The sequence below is a fragment of the Mesorhizobium sp. LSJC269B00 genome, from assembly GCF_000502815.1.
Classification (GTDB): domain Bacteria; phylum Pseudomonadota; class Alphaproteobacteria; order Rhizobiales; family Rhizobiaceae; genus Mesorhizobium.
Map to the genome: position 1 here is coordinate 46,957 of NZ_AYVN01000017.1, position 23,536 is coordinate 70,492.

The following is a 23,536-nucleotide window of genomic DNA, read 5'->3' on the forward strand; positions in this document are numbered from 1 at the left end:
CCTAACCGAGCCGCTCCACATAGACCTTGATGCGGCCGCCGCAGGATAGGCCGACCTGCCAGGCGGTTTCGTCGGCAACGCCGAATTCCAGCATCTTGGCTTTCCCCGAGTCGATGACGTCGATCGCCTCGCTCACCACCGCGCCCTCGACGCAACCGCCCGAGACCGAGCCGTGGAAATTGCCTTCGGCGTCGATGATCAGATGGCTACCGACCGGCCTCGGCGCCGAACCCCAGGTCTCGACCACAGTGGCGATGGCGACATCCTTGCCGTCCTTCATCCAGCCTTCCGCGATGATCAAGGGGTCGCGGGCCTCATCGAGATAGATGCTGTTGTCCATGATCGCTTGCCTCAAAGTCTGTTTTCTCTGGGAGCCTGTTTTCGGAATCCAATATGGCTATGCGGCGCGCCTGACACCAGCGTCCTGCCAGCGACGCGGATCGACCGAAGCGGCGGATTTCTTGTCCAGCGAGGCGCAGAGGTCGGCCAGCGCATCGAGATTGTGTACCGAGCGGAACTCGTCGACATGAGGCAGCATCGCCTTGACGCCGCGGGCGCGGGCCTCGAAACCGTCAAAGCGCAGCAACGGGTTGAGCCAGATCAGCCGCCGGCAGGATTTGTGCAGGCGATCCATCTCCTCCGACAGGCCGGAAACATCGTCGCGCTCCAAACCGTCGGTGATCAAAAGCACCACCGCGCCCTGCCCGAGCACGCGGCGTGACCAGTGCTTGTTGAACTCCGCCAGCGTATCGCCGATGCGGGTGCCGCCCGACCAGTCCTTCACCGCCGCCGAGCAGTCGGCAAGGGCGGCATCGGGGTCGCGATGGCGCATCTGCCGCGTGAGATTGGTCAGTCGCGTGCCGAAGACGAAGGTGTGCACGCGCCGCCGTTTTTCGGTCAGCGCATGCAGAAAGTGCAGGAAGATGCGCGTGTACTGGCTCATCGAACCGGAGATATCGGCGAGAACCACCAGCGGCGGATGCACTTCGCGGGCTGAGCGGAATTTCGGCAGGATCAGTTCGCCGCCGGTGCGCGCGGCCGAGCGCATCATGGCGCGTGGATCGATACGGCGGCCATGCAGGTCTGCCTTGAAGCGTCGGGTACGGACCATGTCGAACGGCAGCCGCAGCCGGGCAATCGCCTTCTTGGCGTCTGCCATCTCGTCGGCATTCATCTGGGCAAAGTCCTTGCCGCGCAGCACTTCATTCCCGGAGAAGGTTAGCCGGGCGTCGACTTCGATCTCCGGGATTTCCCTGACCGGCCGATTCTTCTCGTGGCCTTCGAACATGGCCTGGCTGACGCGATTTTCTGCCGCGCGCGGCTTTTGCTTCTCCCTGGTGTCGGGCGCCACAGGCGAGAACATCGCCAGAAGTTTCTCGATCAGCTCGCGCGATTTCCAGAACAGCCGGAAGGCTTCGTCGAAAACAGGGTGATCCTCGTGCCGCGACACCAGCACGGCATGCAGCGTCCAGTAGAAATCGTCGCGCGAACCGATGCCGGCTGCCAGCACCGCCTCGATCCCATCCTTGACCGAAGCCGGCCCGACCCGCATGCCGGATTTGCGCAAGGTGCGGGCGAAATAGACGATGTTGTCGGCGATGCGCCCGTCTTCCGTCGCCTCTCTGGGGTCGGTCTCTTTGGGGTAAGCACCCGGCGCCTTCACTGCCCTACTCCGCAGCCGCCAGTTCGGCCTTGACCTCATCGAGGATGCGCCGGCCCTCGCCCGCGCCGATGCGGGCAATGTCGTCCTGGTATTTCAACAAAACGCCGATCGTGTCGGAGACGGTTTCGGGATCGAGCGCCACCTTGTCGAGTTCGGTCAGCGCGCCGGCCCAGTCGATGGTTTCGGCGACACCCGGCGCCTTGAACAGCTCGACCCGGCGCAGCTTCTGGATGAACGACACCACTTCCGCGGAAAGTCGGCTGTTGGCCTGCGGCACCTTGCGGCGCACGATCTCCAGCTCGCGCTCGGCATTGGGATAGTCGACCCAGTGATAGAGGCAGCGCCGCTTCAGCGCGTCGTGGATTTCGCGGGTGCGGTTGGTGGTGATGATGACGATCGGCGGCTCCTCCGCCTTGATGGTGCCGAGCTCAGGCACCGTCACCTGGAAGTCGGACAGGATTTCGAGCAGGAATGCTTCGAAAGCCTCGTCGGTGCGGTCGAGCTCATCGATCAGGAACACCGGGGCCGCACCCGCCATGCCGGTCAGCGCATCGAGCACCGGGCGGCGGATCAGGTATTTTTCGGAAAAGACATTGCGCTCCATGTCGGAGCGGTCGACCGAGCCTGCCGCCTCCTCCATGCGGATCTCTATCATCTGCGCGGCGTAATTCCACTCATAGACAGCGGACGAGACGTCGAGCCCTTCATAGCATTGCAGGCGGATCAGCCGGCGGCCGAGTGCCTGCGCCAGCACCTTGGCGATCTCGGTCTTGCCGACGCCGGCCTCCCCTTCAAGGAACAGCGGCCGCTGCATGCGCAGGGACAGGAACAGCACCGTTGCCAGCGAGCGGTCCGCGACGTAGTCCGCGCTGGTCAGGAGATCGAGCGTTTCGTCGATCGTCCGCGGCTCGGGGCGCGGTTTCAGCTCGGTCATTCTTTCTCCGTTGCCGCCTCTGCTCCGCTCTGCAGCACGTGGTAGTCGCGGGCGTGGTAGATCAGCGGCCGCAAATTATCGCCCATGCGCAGGCCTGTCACCTTGCCAAAAAGCACACGATGGGTGGCGAGATCCTTGGTGTCGATCAATTCGCAGTCGAAAACCGCAAGAGCGCCCTTCAGGGTAGGCGCGCCCGTCGATATGACATCCCACTCGCCAAGCGCGAAACGCTCATCGGCCGACAGCCCGGTCAGGCCTGAAAACGCCACCGATAGGGGCTGCTGGTGCGAAGCCAGCGTGTTCAGCGCAAACCGGCCGTTTTGCACGAACAGCTCGTTCTTGGCATTCTCGCGGTTGAGACAGACGAGAACCGTCGGCGGCGTGTCCGACACCGAACAGGCGGCAATCACCGTCGTGCCGCGTTTGCCGGCGGGCCCGTCGGTGGTAACCACATGGACGTGGCCGGCAAAATGCGCCATCGCGTCGCGATAGGCCTGAGGCCCTATGTCGTTCAACTTCAACACCGATGATTTTCCATAAGCGGGAATCCAAGCGTTATATATGGCGGCACACAATAGGCCACAAGCGAAGTGGTTGACGCCAATCCGCAAATTCCCGTGTTGCGCCTGGGGCGGGCAGCCTTTAGGTCTTGGCGGAAGAGACGCTGGAAGCATGCGACCGGCACGGAGGAATTCGTCGTCAGAATGCGACCCCCAACAGCTGTAATAGCGGCACTGCTCTGGCTGCTGCCGGCAAGCGCCGGCGCGCAGACTTTGCTTGTCGGCGTCGCCGCACCCCTGTCCGGTCCGTCGGCGATCCTGGGCAAGCAGATTGAGGCGGGTGCTGCCCTGGCAGCAGAAGCCAACGGCGCCGAGATCAGGACGGTCGACGATGCCTGCACAGCCGATGGCGGCGCCGCCGCCGCGAGGGAGTTCGCGGCGGCGAAGGTCAAGGTCGTCGTCGGCTTCCTCTGCACCGAGGCGATCCATGCGGCGCTGCCGATCCTCAAGGACGCTGACATACCGGTCATCACCGTTGGCGTGCGCACCGAAAGCCTGACCGATCGCCGCGCCAAAACCGGCTGGCCGGTCTATCGGCTGGGGCCGCGCGGCGATGACGAGCGCAATGCGGTGGCCGCCATCCTGACCCGGCTGTGGCAGAGCGAATTGTTCGCCATCGTCGATGACGGCACCATCTATGGCCGCGAAATCGCCGAGACGCTGCGCGCCGCAGCGGAGCAGGCAGCGCTGAAGCCGGTCTTCACAGACACGTTCCGGCCGCAGCTCGACAACCAGATCGGGCTGATCGGGCGGCTGAAGAAGGCGGGCGCCACGCATGTCTTTGCCGGTGGCGACGGCGACGACATCGCCATTATGGGCCGCGACGCCGGCCAGCTCGAGGCCGGCATTGTCTTTGCCGGCGGCGAGAATTTGCGCACGCCACCCGGCGATGTGCCTTACGCCGTCGGCACGCTGATGATCGCGCCGCCGGAATGGGCCGATGTCGCCGATCCCAAGGTGCTGGCGGCGTTTACGGCCAAAAACATCGCGCCGGATGGCTATGCCTTGCCGGCCTATGCGGCGGTGGAGATTGCCAAGGCGGCCTCGGCCGCGCCCGAGACCTCGGGCAAGGGGCTGGCCGACGCGCTAACCGGGAACGATTTCACCACCGCGATCGGCCCGCTGCGGTTCGACGACAAAGGCGATCTGAGCCAAAACCTCTATCGCGCCTTCCGCTTCGACGGGACGCGTTTCGTGCCGGCGGAGACGAACTGATGTTTCGCACCGGGCCGCGCAATCTGATCACCGATGTCGCCGGCCTGCGCGTCGGCAACGCGTCGGACGCCAGGCTGAAATCGGGCGTCACCACCGTATTGTGCGACGAACCGGCGGTCGGTGGCGTGCAGATCCTCGGCGGCGCGCCGGGCACGCGCGAGACCGACCTGCTCGAACCGCACAATTCCATCGAGGCGGTTCATGCCGTCGTGCTGTCGGGCGGCTCGGCCTTCGGCCTCGACGCCGCCTCCGGCGTTCAGGCAGCGCTGCGCGAAAAAGGCATTGGCGTCGACGTTGGCGGCTTTCGCGTGCCGATCGTGCCGGCGGCGATCCTGTTCGACCTGCGCAATGGCGGCGACAAGGATTGGGGCCGTTATCCTCCCTACCGCGACCTCGGCTACGAAGCCGCCCAGGCGGCAACAGTCGACTTTCCGCTCGGCACAATCGGCGCCGGCACCGGGGCGCTGAGTTCCGGGCTGAAGGGCGGCCTTGGCTCTGCCTCGACTGTGCTCGACAGCGGCGTCACCATCGGCGCACTCGCCGCCGCCAACCCGACCGGCTCGGTAACGATCGCGCGGACCCGCTATTTCTGGGCGGCGCCCTTCGAGATCGGCGATGAGTTCGGCGGGCTTGGCTATCCCTCGCCAATGCCGGACGATGCCAGGCGGATCCTGTTGAAATACCGCGACAAGCGTGCCGGTGGACAAGCCGAGGCCGGTGGCAACACCACCATCGCCGTCATCGCCACCGACGCCGTGCTGACCAAGGCGGCAGCCAAGCGGCTGGCCATTTCAGCGCATGACGGCTTCGTGCGCGCCATCTGGCCCGTGCACACGCCGGCTGACGGCGATCTGGTGTTCGCGCTGGCGACGGGGAAGAGCGGCATAGAACTCAGCGCCGACGATGCCGTCGATTTCTTTGCCGCCGCCGGCGCCACCATGGCGCGCGCCATCAGCCGCGGCATCCATGCCGCGACGCCGGCCGATGGCGATCTGTTTCCGGTGTGGTCGTCGCGCTGACTTTCAGTCAGGTCGGGTCGGACTCCTCTTCCTCGAAGCTGACCGCGACATCCGAATTCGCCGACAGCCAGACTTTCTGGCCCTCGACCTCGGCAAGCAGGCTCAAGGGAATGTAGTGGTGATGCCCCTGATGGGTGCCCTCGCCGCTGTCGGCCTTGGTCAACTTGATCCGCTCGCCATCGACCCTGTCGACGGTGCCGATGTGAACGCCGTCGGCGCCGACCACTTCCATATGCTCGCGAATCTTGCTGGCCTCAGTCATGGGGTGTTCTCCTTTTGAAAACGATCGACGATAACAAACAGAGGCGAAATTGGATGCATCGCCTTTCGAATAGCACGATGTTTTGACTGTCTCGTGATAGGGAACGATCGAACCACGGCAGGCGGAGCGGAACCCCGATGCGAAATCTCGTCCTGATTGGCGTTTGCCTGCTGGTCCATCTCGCATCCGCCATGGCCGCCCGAGCGGGCGATGTCGCCGAGCTTGAAATCCTCGGCTTCAGCAAGGATGGCAGCGTCTTCACCTTCGAGGAATATGGTGTGGCAGACGGTTCGGGCTTTCCCTATGCCAATCGCTACTACATCAACACCGCCGACGACACGTTCCTGAAGGGCACGCCAATCCGGGTCCGGCTGGAGGATGAGACCGCCTCGCTCGAGACGGCCCGTCAGCAAGCCAGGCAAAAAGGCGAAGCAATCATTGCCCAGGCCGAGCTTACCGCCAACCGCGGCATCACCGCCGGCTTCAACCCGGTGACCGAATTGTCGGCCGACCCGTTCCGCATGGTGGTCAACCCACGGCCGATCTTTTCGCCGGTCGACCCGCCGCTGGAATTCCGGCTGGACGAGATCGGCATGAATGACACCGAAAGCTGCCAGAGCCAGGGCGAGGTCAACGGTTTTCGCCTGCTGCGGATCGAGGCCAGGGATGGCGGCCGGACCCATCTGCTGCATGAGGATAAATCGATCCCGAAAAGCCGTGGCTGCCCCAACGGCTACAGGATCGGCGCGGTGCAGACGTTCTCGATGGACAGCATCAGCGCCTATGCGGTGCTGATCGCGGTGCGCCAATACGGCTTCGAAGGGCCGGATTTTCGCTGGATCGCCGTGACCGGACGCCTGTGACATCGCTCGATCAATCCAGTTGGCGCAAGCGCGCCGGAAATCGCGTCAGCCGCGCCGTACCATCGACGGGCACGGCGCTTGTCGGCGCCTTGCTGTGGGCGATGGCCATGGGCGCCAGCGCGCTGACCGGTCTTTGGCTCGACAATTGGGAGACCCCGGAAAAGATCCGCTTCGTCGCCCTGCTGTTTGCGACCGGCGCGGCATTGGCCTTTCCCGTCGGGTTGTTCGCGGCGCGGCTGGTCTCGCTCGACCGGCATTGGGAGGTGGCGTTCGCCGCCGCCTTCGTCTGCCTGCTTGCCACGACGCTCGCCTTCACCGGCGGGTTGTTTGCGCTGCAATACCGCTCCTACTATGCCGAATGGCACGCGGAGGCCTTCACCGCCCGGTGGGCGTTCGAACTGGTCTTCACCTCGCTGACGGCGCTCTACCAATTCGTGGTGCTGGGTATCAGGCTCTATTTTCCGCTCGGATTCATCGCGCTTGCCGCCGCCAGCGTGTGGTTTGCGCGCCAGCAGCGTTGAGCATTCGGTCCGCCTCTGTTAGGACGCGCACTTAACCACGGACACATCAGGACTGACGGATGATCCCTCGCTATTCCCGGCCGGAAATGGTCGCCATCTGGTCGCCGGAAACCCGCTTCCGCATCTGGTTCGAGATCGAGGCCCATGCCTGCGATGCGCTGGCCGAGCTCGGCGTCATTCCCAGGGAAGCCGCCAAAACCATCTGGGAAAAAGGCGGCGCCGCCCAATTCGACGTCGGCAAGATCGACGAGATCGAGGCCGTGACCAAGCACGACGTCATCGCCTTCCTCACCCATCTGGCCGAATTCGTCGGGCCGGATGCGCGTTTCATCCACCAGGGCATGACCTCATCGGATGTTCTCGACACCTGCCTTGCGGTGCAGCTCAGCCGCGCCAGCGATATCCTGCTGGCCGACCTCGACGGCCTGCTCGCCGCGCTGAAACGCCGGGCCTTCGAGCACAAGGACACCATCACCATCGGCCGCAGCCACGGCATTCATGCCGAGCCGACCACGTTCGGCGTCAAGCTGGCGCAGGCCTATGCCGAGTTCTCACGCTGCCGCGAGCGGCTGGTGCACGCGCGGGAGGATATTGCCACCTGCGCCATATCGGGCGCGATCGGCACCTTCGCCAACATCGATCCCTATGTCGAAGAACATGTGGCGAAAAAGCTTGGGCTGAAGCCGGAGCCGGTGTCGACGCAGGTCATCCCTCGCGACCGCCATGCCATGTTCTTTGCCACGCTCGGCGTCATCGCCTCGTCGGTCGAGCGGCTGGCGACTGAGATCCGCCATCTGCAGCGCACCGAGGTGCTGGAAGCGGAAGAGTATTTTTCGCCGGGCCAGAAGGGCTCGTCGGCAATGCCGCACAAGCGCAACCCGGTGCTGACCGAAAACCTCACCGGCCTTGCCCGCATGGTGCGCTCCATGGCGCTGCCGGCGATGGAGAATGTGGCGCTCTGGCACGAGCGCGACATTTCGCATTCCTCGGTCGAGCGCATGGTCGGCCCGGACGCCACGATAACACTCGATTTCGCGCTGTCGCGGTTGACCGGCGTCATCGACAAATTGCTGGTCTATCCCGACAACATGCTGAAGAACATGAACAAGTTCCGTGGCCTTGTGCATTCGCAGCGCGTGCTTTTGGCGCTGACGCAAGCCGGCGTCAGCCGCGAGGACGCCTACCGCCTGGTGCAGCGCAACGCCATGAAGGTATGGGAACATGGCGCTGATTTCCTTGAGGAATTGTTGGCCGACAAGGAAGTCACCGCAGCGCTGCCCGAAGCCGAGATCCGCGAGAAATTCGACCTGGGCTATCACACCAAGCATGTCGACACGATCTTCAAGCGGGTTTTCGGATAGGATCTTCCATGCGGCTGGCTGTCCTTTCCGACATCCATGGGAACCTGCGCGCGCTTGAGGCGGTTCATGCGCAGATCAAAGACGCTTCTCCCGACATAATCGTCAATCTGGGCGATTGTCTCTCCGGGCCGCTATGGCCTGAAGAAACCGCGCAATATCTGATTGCACAGAATTGGCCGACCGTGCGCGGCAATCACGACCGTGTGCTGGTCGAGCCGCCTGCTTCCGGGTTGGAAGACGTCGATGCTTTCACCCACCAATGCCTGTCCCAGGCGTCATTGACCTGGCTCTCGGCATTGCCGGTCACCCTGTCGCCTGCCCAGGACATCCTGCTTTGCCATGGCAGCCCCAGTGACGACGACGTGTTCCTGCTCGAGGAAGACGGAGGCAGCCACTTCCACCCGTCCAATGAAAAGCAGATCAGGCACAAGCTGGGCAGCGCCGGCGCCGGGCTGACCTTGTGCGGCCATACACATACGCCGCGCGTTGTGCGCTTGTCGGACAACCGGACAATCCTCAATCCCGGCAGCGTCGGCGTCCAGACATTCCCCGGCCTGACCGTGACCGGCAGTCCGCATGCCCGCTACGCCCTCGCTACGCGCAAGGACGGACAATGGTCGTTCAGCCATCACGTGGTCAATTATGACTGGACCGAAGCATCCGGCCGCGCCACGGCGACCGGATTCGACAACTGGGCGCACGGGCTGCTGACGGGCTACGCCGCCGGCTCGGTGTAGGACCCGAACCGCCGCTCAGCCTGCGGTGCCCGGCACGGTGCGGATAACCGTGCCCCACGGATCTTCACGGCTCGTTTCCTCGGTTGCCTTGTCCGAGCGCATCTCGACCCAGGCCAGCCCTGAGCGGGACGGATCGCGGCGCCCGGCGCCGGCGCTGTGCCACGAATTGCCACCGATATGATGGTGGTAGCCTCCCGACGACAGGAACACCGCCTGCCCTCCATACTTAGCGACCGTGTCGAAGCCAAATTCGTCGTGCCACCAGGCCTCGGCATCTTCCGGCCGGCCGACGCGCAGATGGACATGGCCGACAATGCTGTTTTGCGGCGCGCCCTGCCAGCCGGCGTCACCGGCCGGCACGCTGCCAACCACGGCAGCCAGGTTCAGCCGCTCGGTCGCCATGGCGATCTTGTCGCCGTTCCACTTCCACTCCTGCGGCAGACGGTCCCTATAGATTTCAATGCCGTTGCCTTCGGGGTCGGTCAGGTAGAGAGCCTCGCTGACCAGATGGTCGGAGGCGCCCTCGATGCGGATCTTGTTGGCGGCGGCGTGGTTTATCCAGCGGCCGAGATCGGCGCGGCTGGGCAGCAGGAAAGCGGTGTGGAACAGGCCGGCGCTGCGCGGATCGTCGGGCTTGGCCGCTGCGTCAGGCTCGATCACCAGCAGCGGGCGCTCGGCAGCGCCCAGCGTGATGGCGCCCTCGGCGCGGCTCAATTCCTGCAGGCCGACAACAGCCCGGTAGTAATCGGCAAGTCCTTCGGCGTCGCGCGCCTTCAGGCCCACGCGTGACACGCTGACGGGGGTCGTCGCCGCAAAAGGCAGTTCGCTCATAAAACTCTCCGTTCAGCGCGTTATCCCAGGCCGCGCCACCAGTCTATTCTGTCGTCCATCTCTTCCTGCCTCAAATCGTCGATCCTGATCGTTCACACAAGATGGAAAGAATCGAACAGGTTGTTCACAATTGTGATGCACCGCATGCGTCAGCGCGGGTTGCAGGAGACACGGCCGCTCGCTATCTCAGCGCCATGAAAGTCAAAGACGCAGATATTCTGATCGTGCCGGGCTACACCAATTCCGGCCCTGAACACTGGCAGACACGCTGGCAGTCGAAACTGTCGACAGCGCGTCGGGTCGAACAGGCGGAGTGGTCGAAGCCGGTGCGCGAGGACTGGACGACGAGCGTGGCGAACGCTGTCAACGAGGCCGAGCGGCCGGTGGTGATCGTTGCCCATTCGCTCGGTGTGGCGGCCGCGGTGCAGGCAATTCCGCAGTTCAGGAAGCCGGTCGCCGGCGCGTTTTTTGTCGCGCCGCCCGACGTCGCCAACCCGGAGATAAGGCCGCGTCACCTGATGACCTTTGGTCCCTATGCGCGCGAACCGCTGCCCTTCCCGTCCATCGTCATCGCCAGCCGCAACGATCCGTTCTGCGCCTTCGAGGTTGCCGAGGACATTGCCGCTGCCTGGGGTTCGCTGTTCATCGATGCCGGCGAAACCGGTCACCTCAATGAGGATGCCGGCTTCGGCCCGTGGCCGGAAGGGTCGATGACCTTCGCCAAGTTCCTGACCGACCTCAAGGCCTGACCGGGCAAGGCACCACGCCTCAGCCCTTGATCGAATCGTTCATGCTTTTGATGAGTGTCTTTGCGCCGAGCGAAATCAGCGCATGGTCCGAGCCCATCGCCAGCAGCCGGTAGCCCATCGCCACGACGCGGCCGGCAATCGCCGGCTCAACGACGTAGATTGCCGCATGCTTGCCCGCCTTGCGCGTCCGCTCGGCGATGGAGGTGACGGTTTCCATCATGCTTTCCAGCGTCGAATTGACGGTGGCGCCATTCGACCAGGCGATGGAGAAATCCGATGGGCCGAGGAAGATGCCGTCAATGCCCGGCGTGTCGAGGATGCCGTCCAGCGCATCGAGTGCGGCGCGCGTTTCGACCATAGCAAAGGCCATGGTGCGTTGATTGGTGTCGCGCAGCCATTCGGCGTGGTCGCCTTTGCCATGGCGCGGAAAAGCATAGGTCGGGCCCCAGGAGCGCTCGCCCATCGGCGGATATTTCATCGCCGCGGCAAAGAGTTTTGCATCGGCCACCGAATTCACCATCGGTGCAATCACCGCCTCGGCACCGAAATCGAGGGCGCGGCTGGCCATGTCGAAGCGGCCGACCGGAATGCGCACCAGCGCCGGCTTGTTGGCGGCCAGCACCGGCACCAGGCCGCGCAAGACCGAGTCTTCGTGGTGTCCGCCATGCTGCATATCGAGGGTGACGGCGTCAAAACCCTGCTTGGCGATGATTTCGACCGTCAAAGCGTCCGGAACGCCGGACCAGGCGGTGAACAGCGTTTCATCCGCCGCCAGGCGTGACTTCAGGGACATGGGTGCTTTCCTCGTTGGGTAGAGCCTTGTAACAGGCCTACGCACAGTTTCAGCCGGAAAAGGCTGAAAAGGCAAAGAAAAACCGCCCGGCTGGACCGGGCGGTCGATTGGTCCAGCGCTACTCGCTCTAGGTGTTCTTGATCTGCTCGATCGCCTGCGCCATCAGTTCGTCCATGGTGCGGCGGATCTGGTGATCCGACTGGTCGACGCCGGCGGCGTCGAAATCCTTGCGGATCTTGCGGAATACGTCGTGATCGCCGGCTTCCTCGATATCGGAAACCACAACTTCCTTGGCATAGGCGTCGGCGTCAGTGCCGGATTTGCCCAGCTTTTCGGCGGCCCACAGACCGAGCGCCTTGTTGCGGCGTGCGGAAGCCTTGAAGCGAAGTTCTTCGTCGAAGGCGAATTTGCGCTCAAAACCCTCTTCGCGGTCTTTCATGCTGCTCATGGCTTCCCTCCGATGAAATCGATTCGCGTTGGCGATGGATATGTGTGTTGCCGCAGCACAAACCAAAAGGGCGCGGGCCGGTCAATATGCTACATCACTTGCTGCGCTGCGGCATTTCATTCCTGAAAGCGGTCGATGGAAAGGATTTGCCGATTGAGCAAACGCTGTGATTGGGATAGACCCGGCATTGAACCCCACCCGTCGCCGCACCAATTTAGGCAGACGGACAGGAACTGGTCGCTTGCCGCCTGCCCGCAAATCCAGAGAAAAATCAGATGAAAAATCGCCGCCGCATTTATGAAGGCAAGGCCAAGATCCTCTATGAAGGACCGGAACCGGGCACACTTATCCAGTTCTTCAAGGATGATGCGACCGCATTCAACAAGAAGAAACATGAGGTCATCGACGGCAAGGGTGTGCTCAACAACCGCATTTCCGAGTACATCTTCAACCATCTGAACCGCATGGGCATTCCGACCCACTTCATCCGCCGGCTCAACATGCGCGAGCAGCTGATCAAGGAAGTCGAGATCATTCCGCTCGAAGTGGTGGTGCGCAATGTCGCCGCCGGCTCGCTGTCCAAGCGCCTCGGCATCGAGGAAGGCACGGTTTTGCCGCGCTCGATCATCGAATTCTATTACAAGGCCGACGCGCTCGACGATCCGATGGTGTCGGAAGAGCATATCACCGCTTTCGGCTGGGCCTCCCCGCAGGAGATCGACGACGTCATGGCGCTGGCCATCCGCGTCAACGACTTCCTCTCCGGCCTGTTCATGGGTGTCGGCATCCAGCTCGTCGATTTCAAGATCGAATGCGGCCGCCTGTTCGAGGGCGACATGATGCGCATCGTCGTTGCCGACGAGATCTCGCCGGATTCGTGCCGGCTGTGGGATGTGGCGACGCAGGACAAGCTCGACAAGGACCGTTTCCGCCGCGACATGGGCGGCCTCGTCGAAGCCTATCAGGAAGTTGCCCGCCGCCTCGGCATCATGAACGAGAACGAGCCGCCGCGCCCGACCGGCCCGGTGCTCGTCGCCTCGACCGATGGCCTCAAAGGCAAGCCGCACTAAGTCTTCATTTCTTGACGCAATTCCGGACGGAAAGCCGCTTCACACATTTCCTGGAATTGCTAAGTCTTCGAACAGGAACCTGTCCAGCATGATCAAGGCCCGCATCACCGTCACCCTCAAGAACGGCGTGCTCGACCCGCAGGGAAAAGCCATAGAGCACGCTCTGTCCGGACTGGGGTTCGGCGGCGTCGGCCAGGTGCGGCAGGGCAAGGTCTTCGACCTCGAGCTCTCAGAGACCGACAAGGCCAAGGCTGAAGCCGATCTGAAAGCCATGTGCGACAAGCTGCTGGCGAATACGGTGATCGAGAATTACGCGGTGGAGATCGCTTGATATGAAATCAGCTGTCGTTCTTCTCCCCGGCCTCAACCGCGACCGCGACATGATTGCGGCGCTGACCAAGATTTCCGGGCAGGCGCCGGCGACCGTCTGGCAGACCGACACCGAAATCCCCGATGTCGACCTGATCGCCATTCCCGGCGGCTTCTCCTTCGGCGATTATCTGCGCTGCGGCGCGATTGCCGCGCGGATGCCGGTGATGCGGGCAGTCGCTGAAAAGGCCGCCAAGGGCGTCATGGTCATTGGCGTCTGCAACGGGTTCCAGATTCTGGTCGAGGCCGGCCTGCTGCCCGGCGCGCTGATGCGCAATGCTTCGCTGAAATTCGTTTGCCGTGAGGTGAAGCTGCAGATCGCCAACGCCAACACCATGTTCACCCGCCGCTATCAGCCGGGCCAAATCATCCGCACGCCGGTTGCGCATCATGACGGCAATTATTTCGCCGACACCGACACGCTTGCCCGTCTCGAAGGCGAAGGACAGGTGGTGTTTCGCTATGCCGAGGGCACCAATCCTAATGGCTCGATGAACGACATTGCCGGTATCGTCAGCGAGAAGGGCAATGTGCTCGGCCTGATGCCGCATCCGGAAAACCTGATCGAGGCCGCGCATGGCGGCAGTGACGGCCGGGCGCTGTTCGAAGGCGCACTCGGCATCGCCGCCTGATATCTCTTCGAATTCCTTTAAAAACGCGGGGGCGGTTGACCATGAGACTGACGACTGTTCGCCTAGGTCCCCTGGCTGCTGCCGGCTTGGCGTTGGCGTCCTGCCAGTCCAGCCCGAAGAGCGCGCCGGTCCCCACGGGCAAGAGCGCTTCGCTGCTGGCCATGGAGCAGGTGGCGATATCGGCCCACAAATGCTGGATCGCCAGCAAGGATCCCGCCTTCAAATCCTATCAGATGGCCAATGAGCTGAATTCGTTCAGCGGCACGCCCCGCTTCCTGCTGGTGCCGGCCAAGCATTATGGCGGCAAGCCGCTGCTGGTCGTCCAGGCGCAAGGCAATTCCAGCCGCGTCGACGTGTTCGGTCCGCTGATGGACGATCCGCTCGGCGCGCGCATCGGATCCGACATTGCGCGCTGGCAAACGGGCAACCCCTCCTGCAACGCGGCCGCCTGACGCCATGGGCCGCTTCCTGCAGTTTGCGGGATTGGTCATAGGTCTGGCCGGGCTTGTCCTGCAAGCGTGCATCACCATCCCGGCATCGATGGAGGCCGGCCGCAGTTTTCTCGGCTCCATCGTCTTTCTGTTCAGCTTCTTCACCATCCTGACCAACATCGGTGCGGTGCTGGTCCATGTCTCGCTGCTGTCGCCTTCGGGCTACGCCTGGCTGCCCGCCTTTGCCGGACCGCGGATGCGGGCCGGCGTCGCCGTGTCCATCGCGCTTGTCTTCATCGTCTATGCGACGGTTCTGGCGCAGCTCTGGCAGCCGCAGGGGCTGTTCCTGCTCTGCAACGTGCTGCTGCACTATGTGACGCCGGTTCTGTTCGTGCTGTGGTGGCTGATAGCAGGTGCCGACGGCAGAGCGAGATGGAGCGACATTTCCTGGTGGATGGCCTATCCGATCGCCTATCTCGCCTATGCGCTTGTACGCGCACCAATCGCAGACGAAGTGCCCTACCCGTTCCTCGACGTTGCGAAAAACGGCACGACCAACGTCGCGCTTGCGGCGCTGGCCGTCACCGGGGTTTTCCTGGTGCTGTGCATCCTCGCTGTGCTTGCCGACAAGGGCGTCTCACGCATAAGAACATCCGGCGCGCGCCGCTGACCGGGCTCCGGGTCAGTCCCAGAATCGCCTGATGCCTTCGCGGTGGGCGTCGTCACGCGACACACCGATGTCCCTGAGTTGCTCGTCGGTCATTTCGAGCAAAGCCAGGCGGCCGCGACGGCGCTCGATCAGCACGTCGATCCATCGCGCCAGCGATCTGACCACATTCACGATCCGGCCGACAAAGCCTCGCCGGCTGGACGGGCGCGGCCCGACCAATTCAATGCCCGCGCAGCGGATTGTCTCGATTGTATCCATTGTCTTTCTGCCAACCTTGCAAATTGTACCCATCTTGGTACGGTTCTGATATGCATTGACACACGATCTGGTGCAATATACAGAATTGTCACCATGACAAATTGGCTCCCTGACCTCACCATCGGTTCCGGCCCGCTTTACCAGCGCCTTGCCGACAGCATCGAGTCGGACATCGACAAGGGCGTCATCGATGCCGGGGCAAAATTGCCGCCGCAGCGCGATCTCGCCTATGATATCGGCACGACGGTCGGCACGATCGGCCGAGCCTATCAGCTGCTGCGCGAGCGCGGCCTGGTGAGCGGCGAAGTCGGACGCGGGACCTATGTGCTGGCGCAGCAATCGGAAGCGTCACCCGAATTCGCCGAGCCTGCCGTGCAAGGCACGCGCTATGTCGATGCGCCGCCCGGCAAGCTGCGTTTCGACAGCACTGCCGCGCCCGACATCGGCCAGGGCGCCATTGTCGCCGACATGCTCTCGCGCACGGTGCAGGATCACCCGCACGAAATATCGAGCTACACCAGGGATTTTCCGGAGCGCTGGTTCGAGGCCGGCGCCCGCTGGCTGTCGCGCAATTCGTTCCGTCCGGCTGCTGAAACCATCGTTCCCACGCTTGGCACACATGCCGCGGTGATGGCGGCGATCGCGGCGCTGACCACGCCGGGCGACTATGTCGCCTTCGAGCACCTCACCTATTCGCAGATCGCCCGCAGCGCCGGGCTGATCGGGCGGCGCATTGCACTTGTCGCATCGGACGAGGAAGGTCTCGATCCCGAGGATTTCGAACGCGTCTGCGCGCAAAAGCACCCGAAGATGATTTTCCTGATGCCGACGGTGCAGAACCCGACGCTGGCGATCCTGTCGGTTTCGCGCCGCGAGGCGATCGCTCGCGTCGCGCGCGCGTACAATGTCATCGTCATCGAGGACGATCTCTATGGCGGCCTGACCGAAGATCCGACGCCGCTCATCGCCGAATATGCACCCGAGCGCACCATTGTCGCCGGCGGTCTGTCGAAATCGGTCGCGGCAGGTGTTCGCGGCGGCTGGCTCTCCTGCCCGCCCGCCTATCGCCATCGCATCCGCGTCGCCCACAAGATGATGACCGGCGGGATGCCGTTCCTGCTGGCGGAGGTGAACGCGCGGCTGGTGCTGTCTGGGCAGGCTGGCGATATCCGCAAACGCAGCATTGCCGAAATTGCCGCCCGCATCGCCATCGTGCGCGAGACACTGGCGGGTTTCGCCTTCAAGTCACACGGCAGCGTGCCCTTCGTCTGGCTGACGCTGCCCGATCCCTGGCTGTCCGGCACGTTCAGGAGCGCATGCCTCGAAAATGGCGTGCTCCTCGACGACGAGGACGAGTTCAAGGCGGGGCGTTCCGAGCAGGTTTTTCACGGCGTGCGTTTCGGCGTCTCGCAGCCAAGGCGGCGCGAGGACATCACCGGCGGCGTCGCGGTGATCCGGCGGCTGCTGGAGGAAGGCCGCGCCGGCTACGACAGTTCGTCCTGACTCGGTCCTCCTGTATCCCGATCTCAGGTTCAGCCCTCTGCCTTGAAGTTTTTGGCTTCCTTTGCGCCCTTGTCCTTGCCGTGCTTCTCGGCCAGGTCCTTGGCCTGCTTGGGCGAAACGTCGGTGGTCTCGGCAATATGCATGGCCTCCTTGTCGGAGAGGCGATTGTCTTTCTTGCCTTGCTTGGTGGCCATGTCGAAATCTCCTGATTGGTTTGAGGCCTAACGGCCGGGATGCCATAGCGTTCCCCAGCGGCTCCCCGCTACCATCGTCGCCCTGTGGTTTTCCGGCGTTTTTCGTCATCCAATGGGGTGTATCACGCCAAAGCTTGCGATATGAGGGGGACTCAAATTCCCCTCTCCCATGGACATCAATCGCCGCCCATGACCATTTCCAATTCCGTGCCGATCACCCCGGAACTCATCGCCGCGCATGGGCTGAAGCCCGACGAATACCAGCGCATCCTCGACCTGGTCGGGCGCGAACCGAGCTTTACCGAACTCGGCATCTTCTCGGCGATGTGGAATGAGCACTGCTCCTACAAATCCTCGAAGAAATGGCTGCGCACGCTACCGACCACCGGGCCTCAGGTCATCCAGGGTCCGGGCGAGAATGCCGGTGTGGTCGATATCGGCGATGGCGACTGCGTCGTCTTCAAGATGGAGAGCCACAACCATCCCTCCTACATCGAGCCCTACCAGGGTGCGGCGACCGGCGTCGGCGGCATATTGCGCGATGTCTTCACCATGGGCGCGCGGCCGATTGCGGCGATGAACGCTTTGCGCTTCGGCGCACCGGACCATCCCAAGACCAGGCACCTGGTCAGCGGCGTGGTTTCCGGCGTCGGCGGCTACGGCAATGCGTTCGGCGTGCCGACGGTCGGCGGCGAGGTCAATTTCGACGCCCGCTACAACGGCAATATCCTGGTCAACGCCTTTGCCGCGGGCCTCGCCAAGACCGATGCGATCTTCCTGTCGGAAGCCAAGGGCGTCGGCCTGCCGGTCGTCTATCTCGGCGCCAAGACCGGGCGCGACGGCGTCGGCGGCGCCACGATGGCCTCGGCCGAGTTCGACGACAAGATCGACGAGAAGCGCCCGACCGTGCAGGTCGGCGATCCCTTCACCGAAAAATGCCTGCTCGAAGCCTGTCTTGAGCTGATGGCGTCTGGCGCCGTTATCGCCATCCAGGACATGGGGGCGGCCGGCCTCACCTGTTCGGCGGTCGAGATGGGCGCCAAGGGCGACCTCGGCATCGAGCTTCACCTCGACCAGGTGCCGGTGCGCGAAGAGCGCATGAGCGCCTATGAGATGATGCTGTCGGAGAGTCAGGAGCGCATGCTGATGGTGCTGCGCCCCGAGAAGGAAAAGGAAGCCGAGGCGATCTTCCACAAATGGGGCCTCGACTTCGCTATCGTCGGCAAGACCACCGACGATCTGCGTTTCCGCGTCATCCATCAGGGCGACGAGGTCGCCAATTTGCCGATCAAGGACCTTGGCGACAAGGCGCCGGAATATGAACGCCCCTGGGTCGAGCCGAAGAAGCCGGCGGCGCTCGCAGCCGGCGATGCGCCGAAGGCCGACGTTGCCGATGCGCTGTTGAAACTGCTCGGCGGGCCGAACCTGTCGTCGCGCCGCTGGGTGTGGGAGCAGTACGACACGCTGATCCAGGGCAATTCGCTGCAGCTTCCCGGCGGCGACGCCGGCGTGGTGCGCGTCGAAGGCCATCCGACCAAGGCGCTCGCCTTCTCCTCCGACGTCACGCCGCGCTATTGCGAGGCCGACCCGTACGAAGGCGGCAAGCAGGCGGTGGCCGAATGCTGGCGCAACCTCACCGCCACCGGCGCGCTGCCGCTGGCGGCCACCGACAACCTCAATTTCGGCAATCCGGAACGGCCTGAGATCATGGGCCAACTGGTCGGCGCGGTGAAAGGCATTGGCGATGCCTGCCGGGCGCTCGGCTTCCCGATCGTGTCGGGCAATGTCTCGCTCTACAACGAAACCAATGGCCAAGGCATCCTGCCGACGCCGACCATCGGCGGCGTCGGGCTGATTGCCGACTGGTCGAAGATGACCCGTATCGGCTTTGCCGCCGAGGGCCAGATGATCCTGCTGGTCGGCGCGCCCGCAAGCTGGGGCAGCCATCTCGGCCAGTCCGCCTATTTCAGGGACATCCATGGCCGCGCCGACGGGCCGCCGCCATCCGTTGACCTCGCGCATGAAAAGCGCGTCGGCGACCACGTGCGCGCGCTGATCGCGTCGGGCGTCGTGACCGCGGCGCATGACCTTTCCGATGGCGGCTTGGCGATAGCCCTGGCCGAAATGGCGATGGCGTCCGGCATCGGCGCCACCATTCCGGGGCTCGCCGGCGACCCGATCCCGGTCTGGTTCGGCGAAGACCAGGGCCGTTACGTCCTGACGCTGTCCGTCGATCCGCAGAGCAAGGAATGGGACGCCATCCGCGAGGAACAGAGCAAGCTCGGCATCTTTGCGCCATGGATCGGCTCGACCGGTGGAAACGAACTGAAGCTCGGCGATGCCAGGGCGATCCCGGTCAGCGAATTGACCGCCGCCCACGAAGGCTGGTTCCCGAACTTCATGGACAAGTCCAGTTGACCAGCCTGGCAGCCCGGACGCTGATCGCAGTCGTCTTCTGGCCGTCGCTGTTCTTCTTCTGGTTCCTCGGGCCGTTCGTCTTTTTCCTGCTGTCGACGACCTCGAGCGAGGTCTGTCCGCTGCTGGAAAGGCGTGACCAGTTCCTTGAGGCGGCCAATGGCACACTGCAGATGCTGGCCTTGCAAAGTCTGATCTATGCGATCCCCATCGTCTGCCTGGTGGTGTGGAGCCGCCTTTTGCCGAACCCGGCGCGCGCAAGGCATGTCGCCACCTGCATCAAGCTCTTTGCCATTGCGGTCATTACCGGCGCGCTGTGGGAATACGGGTCATCGCTGATCTGCGACGGCTATGGCCAACCATTCTTTTCGCCCTTGTGGCAGATGACCAGCTATCTCCCGATTATCAACCTGGCGCTCAACATCCCGCTCTATGTCCTGGTGTTCAGCCTTGGCCGGGGGTTCTCGACCCGCGACGACATTACCGAAGATGGTGTGGTTCACCCGCGGCAGGATGGCCCTTAGACACTGCGTCGCCGACAGAACGGCTTCAACCCGGACCAGAAAGGCTTTAGGCTGCCGTGCGAGTCACTCGTGCCTAGCCGCCCAGAACAGGATTTTGCCATGGCAATGGATGCCCACGACATCGAAAAACTGATCAAGGACGGCATTCCGGACGCCAAGGTGACGATCCGCGACCTCGCCGGCGACGGCGATCACTATGCAGCCGAAGTGGTGGCCGAGAGCTTCCGCGGAAAGAGCCGCGTCCAGCAGCACCAAATGGTCTATGATGCGCTGAAGGGCAATATGGGCGGCGTGCTGCACGCGCTGGCCCTGCAGACCAGCGTGCCGGACTGAAGCCAGACTGGCCTACTGTTTCTGCGGCTGCTTCGCCGACACTGACGTGATCGGCTTCGCCGACACTGAGATGATCGGGCCCGCCGGGTATTTTCCGCCGACGATCATTCTTTTCCCATCCGACAGCGCGGAGACCGCGCCGTCGAGGAACAGCGCGTTGCGGCATTGTAGCGCGTCGCGAAACAGCCGCGCAAAGCTGCCGAAACTGACCTCAGACCGCGAGATCGCCAGCAAAACGGTGTTTTCATCGCGCACGCCGACGCCGTTGCGGATGTAGCGCGAGGTTCCGTTCGGCTCGAAGCGTGGGTGAATCTTGCCATCGATCACCAGCATCGGGCCGGACTGCGTGGCGAAGGCAACATCGCGTTTGGTAACCGCATAGGCGTTGCTTTCCATGACAGCCGCCTTGCCGTCATTGCCCACCAGAAAGACGCCGTTCGGTTTCAGGAAGAAATTGCCTTCGCCGTCGGCAAGGTTGAGCGGCGACTTCTCGCTGCCGTTCTCGACCAGCAGGCCGACCGGCGACAAATCCTCGTGATACATGCCGCCATTCATGGCGAGCAGCACCGGCCTCCCCTCGCCCGCAACCGCCTTGCCGAAGGCCTCCAGCGAGCCGAAGGGCTTGCCGTCGGCACCGACGTGAAAGACAGCGAGGTTGTAGGTCCGCAGGTCGACCGTGCAGACGACATAGGTCACCGCCTCGAAGGCGACATTCCGGCAAGGCGCGGGCAGGTCACCGCCAATGACCAGCGGCGGCGGCTCCGGGCGTCTCGGCCACCAGACAACGGCAATCGCCGCCAGCAGGATGGCGATCGGAAGGGCGGCGCCATATCGTCTTTTCATCATGTTCCGAAGGCTGCAATCGGCTCGGATGCTTGGCCCAAGACAGGCGATCCTTTGCGCCATTTCCGCGACGGCGGCGCAAACATCTTGTTTCGGCCCATCTATGGGTTTATTTGATGGCTATGCTTCGAGCCTGACTCCCACAGGCGTGAAAGGATATCTCATGAGCGGCATCAACGACTACATCGACAGCGAAGTGAAGGGCAACGACGTCGTCCTTTTCATGAAGGGCACGCCCGGTTTTCCGCAGTGCGGCTTTTCCGGCCAGGTCGTCCAGATCCTCGATTACATCGGAGCCGACTATAAGGGCGTCGACGTGCTGACCTCGGCCGAACTGCGCCAAGGCATCAAGGAATATTCGAACTGGCCGACGATCCCGCAGCTTTACGTCAAGGGCGAATTCGTCGGCGGCTGCGACATCATCCGCGAAATGTTCCAGGCAGGCGAGTTGCAGACGTTGCTCGTCGACAAGGGCGTCAGCGTCAAAGCGACAGCCTGATTCTGAGTTGAGACGGGGCAGCCCCGCCCCGGCAAAATGTTACCTCCCCCTATCGGAGTGAGGACGAACTTATGCGCCGGCATGCCGGCGCATATTCGTTTTGAAGATCGGACCCGCCGTGGACCAGCCAGCAAAAGCGCCGCAACAGGCACGCAAATTGCCTATTCCGCGCTGGGAATTCATCGCGCTGTGCGCGGCACTGATGGCGTTGAACTCGCTGGCCATCGACATCATGCTGCCGGCGCTACAGCAGATCGGCGCCACGCTCGGCGTCGAAAATGAAAACCACCGCCAATATGTGATCACCGCCTATATATTGGGCTTCGGTGGCGGACAGCTTTTCTTCGGACCGATCTCGGACCGGTTCGGGCGCCGCGCGCCGCTCGTTGCCGGGCTGGCGATTTATGTCGTGGCGGCGGCAGCTGCCGCCATCGCCCCGTCATTCGCCGTCCTGCTGCTGTGCCGGCTGGTGCAAGGCATCGGTGCGGCGGCGACCCGCGTCATCGCCGTCTCGATCGTGCGCGACACGTTCGACGGTCGGCGCATGGCCGAGGTGATGTCTCTGATCTTCATGGTGTTCATGGCCATCCCGGTGATCGCGCCTGGGATCGGCCAGTTCATCATGCTGTTCGCAACATGGCACTGGATCTTCGTCACCATGGCCGTCGGAGCGCTGATCGTGTCGGCGTGGTCGCTGCTGCGGCTGCCGGAGACGCTGCATCCGGAGTACCGCCGGCCGCTGACAGTCTCATCCGTCGTCGGTGGCTTCCGCATCGTGCTCACCAACCGAATGGCGCTTTGCTACGCCTTTGCCAGCACCTTCATTTTCGCCGCCATGTTCGGCTTCATCGCCTCCGCACAGCAGATCTATGTCGACATTTTTCATGTCGGCGAATTGTTTCCTGTCATCTTCGCGGGTGTCGCCGGCGTTCTCGCTTTTTCGAACTACCTCAACTCGCGCCTGGTCGGCCGCATCGGCATGCGCCGCCTGTCGCAGAGCGCACTGCTGTTGTTCCTGGTGATCAGCCTTGCCTGGCTCACCGTTTCGCTTCAAATGAAGATGCCACTCTGGCTGTTCATCACCTTCTTCGCCAGTGCGATGCTCCCGTTCGGCGCGCTCGGCGCCAATTTCAACGCGCTCGCGATGGAGCCGCTCGGCCAACTGGCGGGCACCGCGTCGTCCATCCTGGGCTTCATGCAGACTTTTCTCGGCGGCATCCTCGGCACGCTGATCGGCCAGGCCTTCAACGGCACGGTGACGCCGCTTGCCGCCGGCTTCTGCAGCGTCTCGGTCGCGGCCCTGCTGATGATCCTGATCGCCGAGCGCGGCAAGATGTTCCAGCCGCACAACCCACCCATTTCAGGGCACGTCACCGACCTGCATTGAGCAACTGTTCTGCGCTACGAGTTTTATTTGTCTCAGACCGCAGCCACCTTCAAGCGACGCGTTTCAGGATGCGCCGCCAATCACTGCCGTGAAACGAGGGAACAGCGGGCGCCCTGCGATGGCGCCACCCATGCTGTCCGAAAGAGGCATCGGCAGAGCCTTGTCGAGAGCTTCGAGCACGGATGACACAAAGACCCGGTTGAGCGAGGCATCATCTCCCATATGGGAGAAAGTGGCGCGCGGTTTGCCCATCAGCGTGCCGTTTTTGCGAATTGAGAAACTCAGCGTCAGGGTCATGCCAGCACTTCCAGGCGGCGGCTGCCAACAGGCAAAGATCGCGGAAAACATCTCGTCTATGGTATCGACGGGATCGCGACTGCCGCACGCGCGTTCCTGCGATCTTGCCTCAGTGGCGCCAGCGGCGGCCAAGGCAAGTGCAAGCGCCGTTGCAA

The 23,536-nt window shown here is 63.2% G+C and carries 31 protein-coding genes; 19 read left to right on the forward strand and 12 right to left on the reverse strand.

Features of this window, described 5'->3' with window-relative positions; all coding sequences use genetic code 11:
• Nucleotide 1: 1 nt before the first annotated feature.
• Genes X771_RS138335 through X771_RS138320 form a run of 4 tightly spaced genes read right to left on the reverse strand, consistent with a single transcriptional unit; the run spans nucleotide 2 to nucleotide 3,121 of the window.
• Nucleotides 2-340 carry an XdhC family protein gene (locus X771_RS138335; protein ID WP_023690176.1) on the reverse strand — a complete coding sequence of 113 codons (339 nt, stop codon included), beginning with the start codon at nucleotides 338-340 and terminating at the stop codon, nucleotides 2-4.
• Nucleotides 341-397: 57 nt separating this feature from the next.
• The gene (locus X771_RS138330; protein ID WP_023690177.1) at nucleotides 398-1,663 is read right to left on the reverse strand and encodes a VWA domain-containing protein; all 1,266 of its coding nucleotides are present in this window, start codon (nucleotides 1,661-1,663) and stop codon (nucleotides 398-400) included.
• A gap of 4 nt (nucleotides 1,664-1,667) precedes the next feature.
• Nucleotides 1,668-2,597, reverse strand: a complete 930-nt coding sequence (locus tag X771_RS138325) for a MoxR family ATPase (RefSeq protein WP_023690178.1) — start codon at nucleotides 2,595-2,597, stop codon at nucleotides 1,668-1,670.
• Nucleotides 2,594-3,121, reverse strand: coding sequence for a flavin reductase (locus tag X771_RS138320; protein WP_023690179.1), 528 nt, complete (start codon nucleotides 3,119-3,121; stop codon nucleotides 2,594-2,596). The genes X771_RS138325 and X771_RS138320 overlap by 4 nt, the downstream gene beginning before the upstream one ends.
• 180 nt (nucleotides 3,122-3,301) lie before the next feature.
• Between X771_RS138320 and X771_RS138315 the strand changes: the two genes are divergently transcribed.
• Both X771_RS138315 and X771_RS138310 read left to right on the forward strand, forming a co-directional pair.
• Nucleotides 3,302-4,372: a branched-chain amino acid ABC transporter substrate-binding protein gene (locus tag X771_RS138315; RefSeq protein WP_023690180.1), complete on the forward strand. Its 1,071-nt coding sequence runs from the start codon at nucleotides 3,302-3,304 to the stop codon at nucleotides 4,370-4,372.
• Entirely contained in the window at nucleotides 4,372-5,391 is a 1,020-nt protein-coding gene (locus tag X771_RS138310; RefSeq protein ID WP_023690181.1) for a P1 family peptidase, read from the forward strand. Before X771_RS138315 ends, X771_RS138310 begins: the two co-directional genes overlap by 1 nt.
• A gap of 7 nt (nucleotides 5,392-5,398) precedes the next feature.
• On the opposite strand, the gene X771_RS138305 is transcribed toward X771_RS138310, so the two are convergent.
• A complete protein-coding gene (locus X771_RS138305; RefSeq protein ID WP_023690182.1) occupies nucleotides 5,399-5,653 on the reverse strand; it encodes a DUF2171 domain-containing protein in 255 nt (84 codons plus the stop codon).
• 137 nt (nucleotides 5,654-5,790) lie between these two features.
• On the opposite strand from X771_RS138305, the gene X771_RS138300 reads away from it, so the two are divergent.
• From X771_RS138300 to X771_RS138290, 4 genes are all read left to right on the forward strand, one after another.
• A complete protein-coding gene (locus tag X771_RS138300; protein WP_023690183.1) occupies nucleotides 5,791-6,516 on the forward strand; it encodes a DUF2259 domain-containing protein in 726 nt (241 codons plus the stop codon).
• 101 nt (nucleotides 6,517-6,617) lie between these two features.
• Nucleotides 6,618-7,037, forward strand: a complete 420-nt coding sequence (locus X771_RS01000000165470) for a hypothetical protein (RefSeq protein WP_245261354.1) — start codon at nucleotides 6,618-6,620, stop codon at nucleotides 7,035-7,037.
• 59 nt (nucleotides 7,038-7,096) lie between these two features.
• On the forward strand, nucleotides 7,097-8,398 hold the full coding sequence (gene purB / locus X771_RS138295) for an adenylosuccinate lyase (protein ID WP_023690185.1): 1,302 nt from the start codon (nucleotides 7,097-7,099) through the stop codon (nucleotides 8,396-8,398).
• Nucleotides 8,399-8,406: 8 nt separating this feature from the next.
• A complete protein-coding gene (locus X771_RS138290; RefSeq protein WP_023690186.1) occupies nucleotides 8,407-9,135 on the forward strand; it encodes a metallophosphoesterase family protein in 729 nt (242 codons plus the stop codon).
• A gap of 15 nt (nucleotides 9,136-9,150) precedes the next feature.
• Here X771_RS138290 and X771_RS138285 read toward each other — a convergent pair whose 3' ends face one another.
• On the reverse strand, nucleotides 9,151-9,966 hold the full coding sequence (locus tag X771_RS138285) for a VOC family protein (protein ID WP_023690187.1): 816 nt from the start codon (nucleotides 9,964-9,966) through the stop codon (nucleotides 9,151-9,153).
• 194 nt (nucleotides 9,967-10,160) lie between these two features.
• Here X771_RS138285 and X771_RS138280 point away from each other — a divergent pair, with 194 nt between their 5' ends.
• Nucleotides 10,161-10,715 (forward strand): alpha/beta hydrolase, encoded by a 555-nt coding sequence (locus X771_RS138280; RefSeq protein ID WP_023690188.1) that lies wholly within the window; start codon nucleotides 10,161-10,163, stop codon nucleotides 10,713-10,715.
• A 19-nt stretch (nucleotides 10,716-10,734) separates the two neighbouring features.
• Here X771_RS138280 and X771_RS138275 read toward each other — a convergent pair whose 3' ends face one another.
• A complete protein-coding gene (locus X771_RS138275) occupies nucleotides 10,735-11,508 on the reverse strand; it encodes an HpcH/HpaI aldolase/citrate lyase family protein (protein ID WP_023690189.1) in 774 nt (257 codons plus the stop codon).
• A gap of 127 nt (nucleotides 11,509-11,635) precedes the next feature.
• Nucleotides 11,636-11,956 (reverse strand): DUF1476 domain-containing protein, encoded by a 321-nt coding sequence (locus X771_RS138270; protein WP_023669091.1) that lies wholly within the window; start codon nucleotides 11,954-11,956, stop codon nucleotides 11,636-11,638.
• Between the two features lie 47 nt (nucleotides 11,957-12,003).
• Between X771_RS138270 and X771_RS1000000169825 the strand changes: the two genes are divergently transcribed.
• The 6 genes from X771_RS1000000169825 (at nucleotide 12,004) to X771_RS138245 (ending at nucleotide 15,128) form a co-directional block, all read left to right on the forward strand.
• A complete protein-coding gene (locus tag X771_RS1000000169825; RefSeq protein ID WP_280790911.1) occupies nucleotides 12,004-12,126 on the forward strand; it encodes a hypothetical protein in 123 nt (40 codons plus the stop codon).
• A 105-nt stretch (nucleotides 12,127-12,231) separates the two neighbouring features.
• Complete coding sequence (gene purC, locus X771_RS138265) at nucleotides 12,232-13,026, forward strand: phosphoribosylaminoimidazolesuccinocarboxamide synthase (protein WP_013532127.1); 795 nt, start codon at nucleotides 12,232-12,234, stop codon at nucleotides 13,024-13,026.
• Nucleotides 13,027-13,114: 88 nt separating this feature from the next.
• A complete protein-coding gene (gene purS / locus X771_RS138260) occupies nucleotides 13,115-13,357 on the forward strand; it encodes a phosphoribosylformylglycinamidine synthase subunit PurS (RefSeq protein WP_023669092.1) in 243 nt (80 codons plus the stop codon).
• A 1-nt stretch (nucleotide 13,358) separates the two neighbouring features.
• Nucleotides 13,359-14,027, forward strand: coding sequence for a phosphoribosylformylglycinamidine synthase subunit PurQ (gene purQ / locus X771_RS138255; RefSeq protein ID WP_023690190.1), 669 nt, complete (start codon nucleotides 13,359-13,361; stop codon nucleotides 14,025-14,027).
• Nucleotides 14,028-14,068: 41 nt separating this feature from the next.
• On the forward strand, nucleotides 14,069-14,479 hold the full coding sequence (locus X771_RS138250; RefSeq protein WP_023690191.1) for a hypothetical protein: 411 nt from the start codon (nucleotides 14,069-14,071) through the stop codon (nucleotides 14,477-14,479).
• A 4-nt stretch (nucleotides 14,480-14,483) separates the two neighbouring features.
• Nucleotides 14,484-15,128: a Pr6Pr family membrane protein gene (locus X771_RS138245; RefSeq protein WP_023690192.1), complete on the forward strand. Its 645-nt coding sequence runs from the start codon at nucleotides 14,484-14,486 to the stop codon at nucleotides 15,126-15,128.
• A 12-nt stretch (nucleotides 15,129-15,140) separates the two neighbouring features.
• Here X771_RS138245 and X771_RS138240 read toward each other — a convergent pair whose 3' ends face one another.
• On the reverse strand, nucleotides 15,141-15,386 hold the full coding sequence (locus tag X771_RS138240) for a DUF1127 domain-containing protein (protein WP_023690193.1): 246 nt from the start codon (nucleotides 15,384-15,386) through the stop codon (nucleotides 15,141-15,143).
• A 93-nt stretch (nucleotides 15,387-15,479) separates the two neighbouring features.
• Here X771_RS138240 and X771_RS138235 point away from each other — a divergent pair, with 93 nt between their 5' ends.
• Nucleotides 15,480-16,889 (forward strand): PLP-dependent aminotransferase family protein, encoded by a 1,410-nt coding sequence (locus tag X771_RS138235; RefSeq protein ID WP_023690194.1) that lies wholly within the window; start codon nucleotides 15,480-15,482, stop codon nucleotides 16,887-16,889.
• 29 nt (nucleotides 16,890-16,918) lie between these two features.
• Here X771_RS138235 and X771_RS1000000168935 read toward each other — a convergent pair whose 3' ends face one another.
• Nucleotides 16,919-17,083, reverse strand: a complete 165-nt coding sequence (locus X771_RS1000000168935; RefSeq protein ID WP_023669098.1) for a hypothetical protein — start codon at nucleotides 17,081-17,083, stop codon at nucleotides 16,919-16,921.
• A gap of 189 nt (nucleotides 17,084-17,272) precedes the next feature.
• Between X771_RS1000000168935 and purL the strand changes: the two genes are divergently transcribed.
• The 3 genes from purL to X771_RS138220 all read left to right on the forward strand — a co-directional run bounded on the left by purL (nucleotide 17,273) and on the right by X771_RS138220 (nucleotide 20,355).
• Nucleotides 17,273-19,501 carry a phosphoribosylformylglycinamidine synthase subunit PurL gene (purL, locus tag X771_RS138230; RefSeq protein WP_023690195.1) on the forward strand — a complete coding sequence of 743 codons (2,229 nt, stop codon included), beginning with the start codon at nucleotides 17,273-17,275 and terminating at the stop codon, nucleotides 19,499-19,501.
• The gene (locus X771_RS138225; RefSeq protein ID WP_023690196.1) at nucleotides 19,498-20,022 is read left to right on the forward strand and encodes a hypothetical protein; all 525 of its coding nucleotides are present in this window, start codon (nucleotides 19,498-19,500) and stop codon (nucleotides 20,020-20,022) included. The genes purL and X771_RS138225 overlap by 4 nt, the downstream gene beginning before the upstream one ends.
• Before the next feature lie 99 nt (nucleotides 20,023-20,121).
• Nucleotides 20,122-20,355, forward strand: coding sequence for a BolA family transcriptional regulator (locus X771_RS138220; protein ID WP_010909092.1), 234 nt, complete (start codon nucleotides 20,122-20,124; stop codon nucleotides 20,353-20,355).
• 12 nt (nucleotides 20,356-20,367) lie between these two features.
• Here the strand turns inward: X771_RS138220 and X771_RS138215 are convergent, their stop codons facing one another.
• Nucleotides 20,368-21,201: a phosphodiester glycosidase family protein gene (locus X771_RS138215; RefSeq protein ID WP_023690197.1), complete on the reverse strand. Its 834-nt coding sequence runs from the start codon at nucleotides 21,199-21,201 to the stop codon at nucleotides 20,368-20,370.
• Between the two features lie 160 nt (nucleotides 21,202-21,361).
• On the opposite strand from X771_RS138215, the gene grxD reads away from it, so the two are divergent.
• Together grxD and X771_RS138205 are read left to right on the forward strand one after the other, a co-directional pair.
• Nucleotides 21,362-21,697 (forward strand): Grx4 family monothiol glutaredoxin, encoded by a 336-nt coding sequence (gene grxD, locus X771_RS138210; protein WP_023669102.1) that lies wholly within the window; start codon nucleotides 21,362-21,364, stop codon nucleotides 21,695-21,697.
• A 118-nt stretch (nucleotides 21,698-21,815) separates the two neighbouring features.
• Nucleotides 21,816-23,084, forward strand: coding sequence for a multidrug effflux MFS transporter (locus X771_RS138205; protein ID WP_023684881.1), 1,269 nt, complete (start codon nucleotides 21,816-21,818; stop codon nucleotides 23,082-23,084).
• A 63-nt stretch (nucleotides 23,085-23,147) separates the two neighbouring features.
• Here the strand turns inward: X771_RS138205 and X771_RS1000000169480 are convergent, their stop codons facing one another.
• Complete coding sequence (locus tag X771_RS1000000169480; protein WP_245259853.1) at nucleotides 23,148-23,381, reverse strand: hypothetical protein; 234 nt, start codon at nucleotides 23,379-23,381, stop codon at nucleotides 23,148-23,150.
• Nucleotides 23,382-23,536 lie beyond the last annotated feature (155 nt).

Bases quoted from the DNA above. Each gene is read 5' to 3' on its own strand.
- X771_RS138335 (WP_023690176.1), bottom strand. From the start codon at position 340: ATGGACAACAGCATCTATCTCGATGAGGCCCGCGACCCCTTGATCATC.
- X771_RS138325 (WP_023690178.1), bottom strand. From the start codon at position 2,597: ATGACCGAGCTGAAACCGCGCCCCGAGCCGCGGACGATCGACGAAACG.
- X771_RS138315 (WP_023690180.1), top strand. From the start codon at position 3,302: ATGCGACCCCCAACAGCTGTAATAGCGGCACTGCTCTGGCTGCTGCCG.
- X771_RS138310 (WP_023690181.1), top strand. From the start codon at position 4,372: ATGTTTCGCACCGGGCCGCGCAATCTGATCACCGATGTCGCCGGCCTG.
- X771_RS138305 (WP_023690182.1), bottom strand. From the start codon at position 5,653: ATGACTGAGGCCAGCAAGATTCGCGAGCATATGGAAGTGGTCGGCGCC.
- X771_RS138300 (WP_023690183.1), top strand. From the start codon at position 5,791: ATGCGAAATCTCGTCCTGATTGGCGTTTGCCTGCTGGTCCATCTCGCA.
- X771_RS01000000165470 (WP_245261354.1), top strand. From the start codon at position 6,618: ATGGCCATGGGCGCCAGCGCGCTGACCGGTCTTTGGCTCGACAATTGG.
- purB (WP_023690185.1), top strand. From the start codon at position 7,097: ATGATCCCTCGCTATTCCCGGCCGGAAATGGTCGCCATCTGGTCGCCG.
- X771_RS138290 (WP_023690186.1), top strand. From the start codon at position 8,407: ATGCGGCTGGCTGTCCTTTCCGACATCCATGGGAACCTGCGCGCGCTT.
- X771_RS138285 (WP_023690187.1), bottom strand. From the start codon at position 9,966: ATGAGCGAACTGCCTTTTGCGGCGACGACCCCCGTCAGCGTGTCACGC.
- X771_RS138280 (WP_023690188.1), top strand. From the start codon at position 10,161: ATGAAAGTCAAAGACGCAGATATTCTGATCGTGCCGGGCTACACCAAT.
- X771_RS138275 (WP_023690189.1), bottom strand. From the start codon at position 11,508: ATGTCCCTGAAGTCACGCCTGGCGGCGGATGAAACGCTGTTCACCGCC.
- X771_RS138270 (WP_023669091.1), bottom strand. From the start codon at position 11,956: ATGAGCAGCATGAAAGACCGCGAAGAGGGTTTTGAGCGCAAATTCGCC.
- purC (WP_013532127.1), top strand. From the start codon at position 12,232: ATGAAAAATCGCCGCCGCATTTATGAAGGCAAGGCCAAGATCCTCTAT.
- purS (WP_023669092.1), top strand. From the start codon at position 13,115: ATGATCAAGGCCCGCATCACCGTCACCCTCAAGAACGGCGTGCTCGAC.
- purQ (WP_023690190.1), top strand. From the start codon at position 13,359: ATGAAATCAGCTGTCGTTCTTCTCCCCGGCCTCAACCGCGACCGCGAC.
- X771_RS138250 (WP_023690191.1), top strand. From the start codon at position 14,069: ATGAGACTGACGACTGTTCGCCTAGGTCCCCTGGCTGCTGCCGGCTTG.
- X771_RS138245 (WP_023690192.1), top strand. From the start codon at position 14,484: ATGGGCCGCTTCCTGCAGTTTGCGGGATTGGTCATAGGTCTGGCCGGG.
- X771_RS138240 (WP_023690193.1), bottom strand. From the start codon at position 15,386: ATGGATACAATCGAGACAATCCGCTGCGCGGGCATTGAATTGGTCGGG.
- X771_RS138235 (WP_023690194.1), top strand. From the start codon at position 15,480: ATGACAAATTGGCTCCCTGACCTCACCATCGGTTCCGGCCCGCTTTAC.
- X771_RS1000000168935 (WP_023669098.1), bottom strand. From the start codon at position 17,083: ATGGCCACCAAGCAAGGCAAGAAAGACAATCGCCTCTCCGACAAGGAG.
- purL (WP_023690195.1), top strand. From the start codon at position 17,273: ATGACCATTTCCAATTCCGTGCCGATCACCCCGGAACTCATCGCCGCG.
- X771_RS138220 (WP_010909092.1), top strand. From the start codon at position 20,122: ATGGCAATGGATGCCCACGACATCGAAAAACTGATCAAGGACGGCATT.
- X771_RS138215 (WP_023690197.1), bottom strand. From the start codon at position 21,201: ATGATGAAAAGACGATATGGCGCCGCCCTTCCGATCGCCATCCTGCTG.
- grxD (WP_023669102.1), top strand. From the start codon at position 21,362: ATGAGCGGCATCAACGACTACATCGACAGCGAAGTGAAGGGCAACGAC.
- X771_RS1000000169480 (WP_245259853.1), bottom strand. From the start codon at position 23,381: ATGACCCTGACGCTGAGTTTCTCAATTCGCAAAAACGGCACGCTGATG.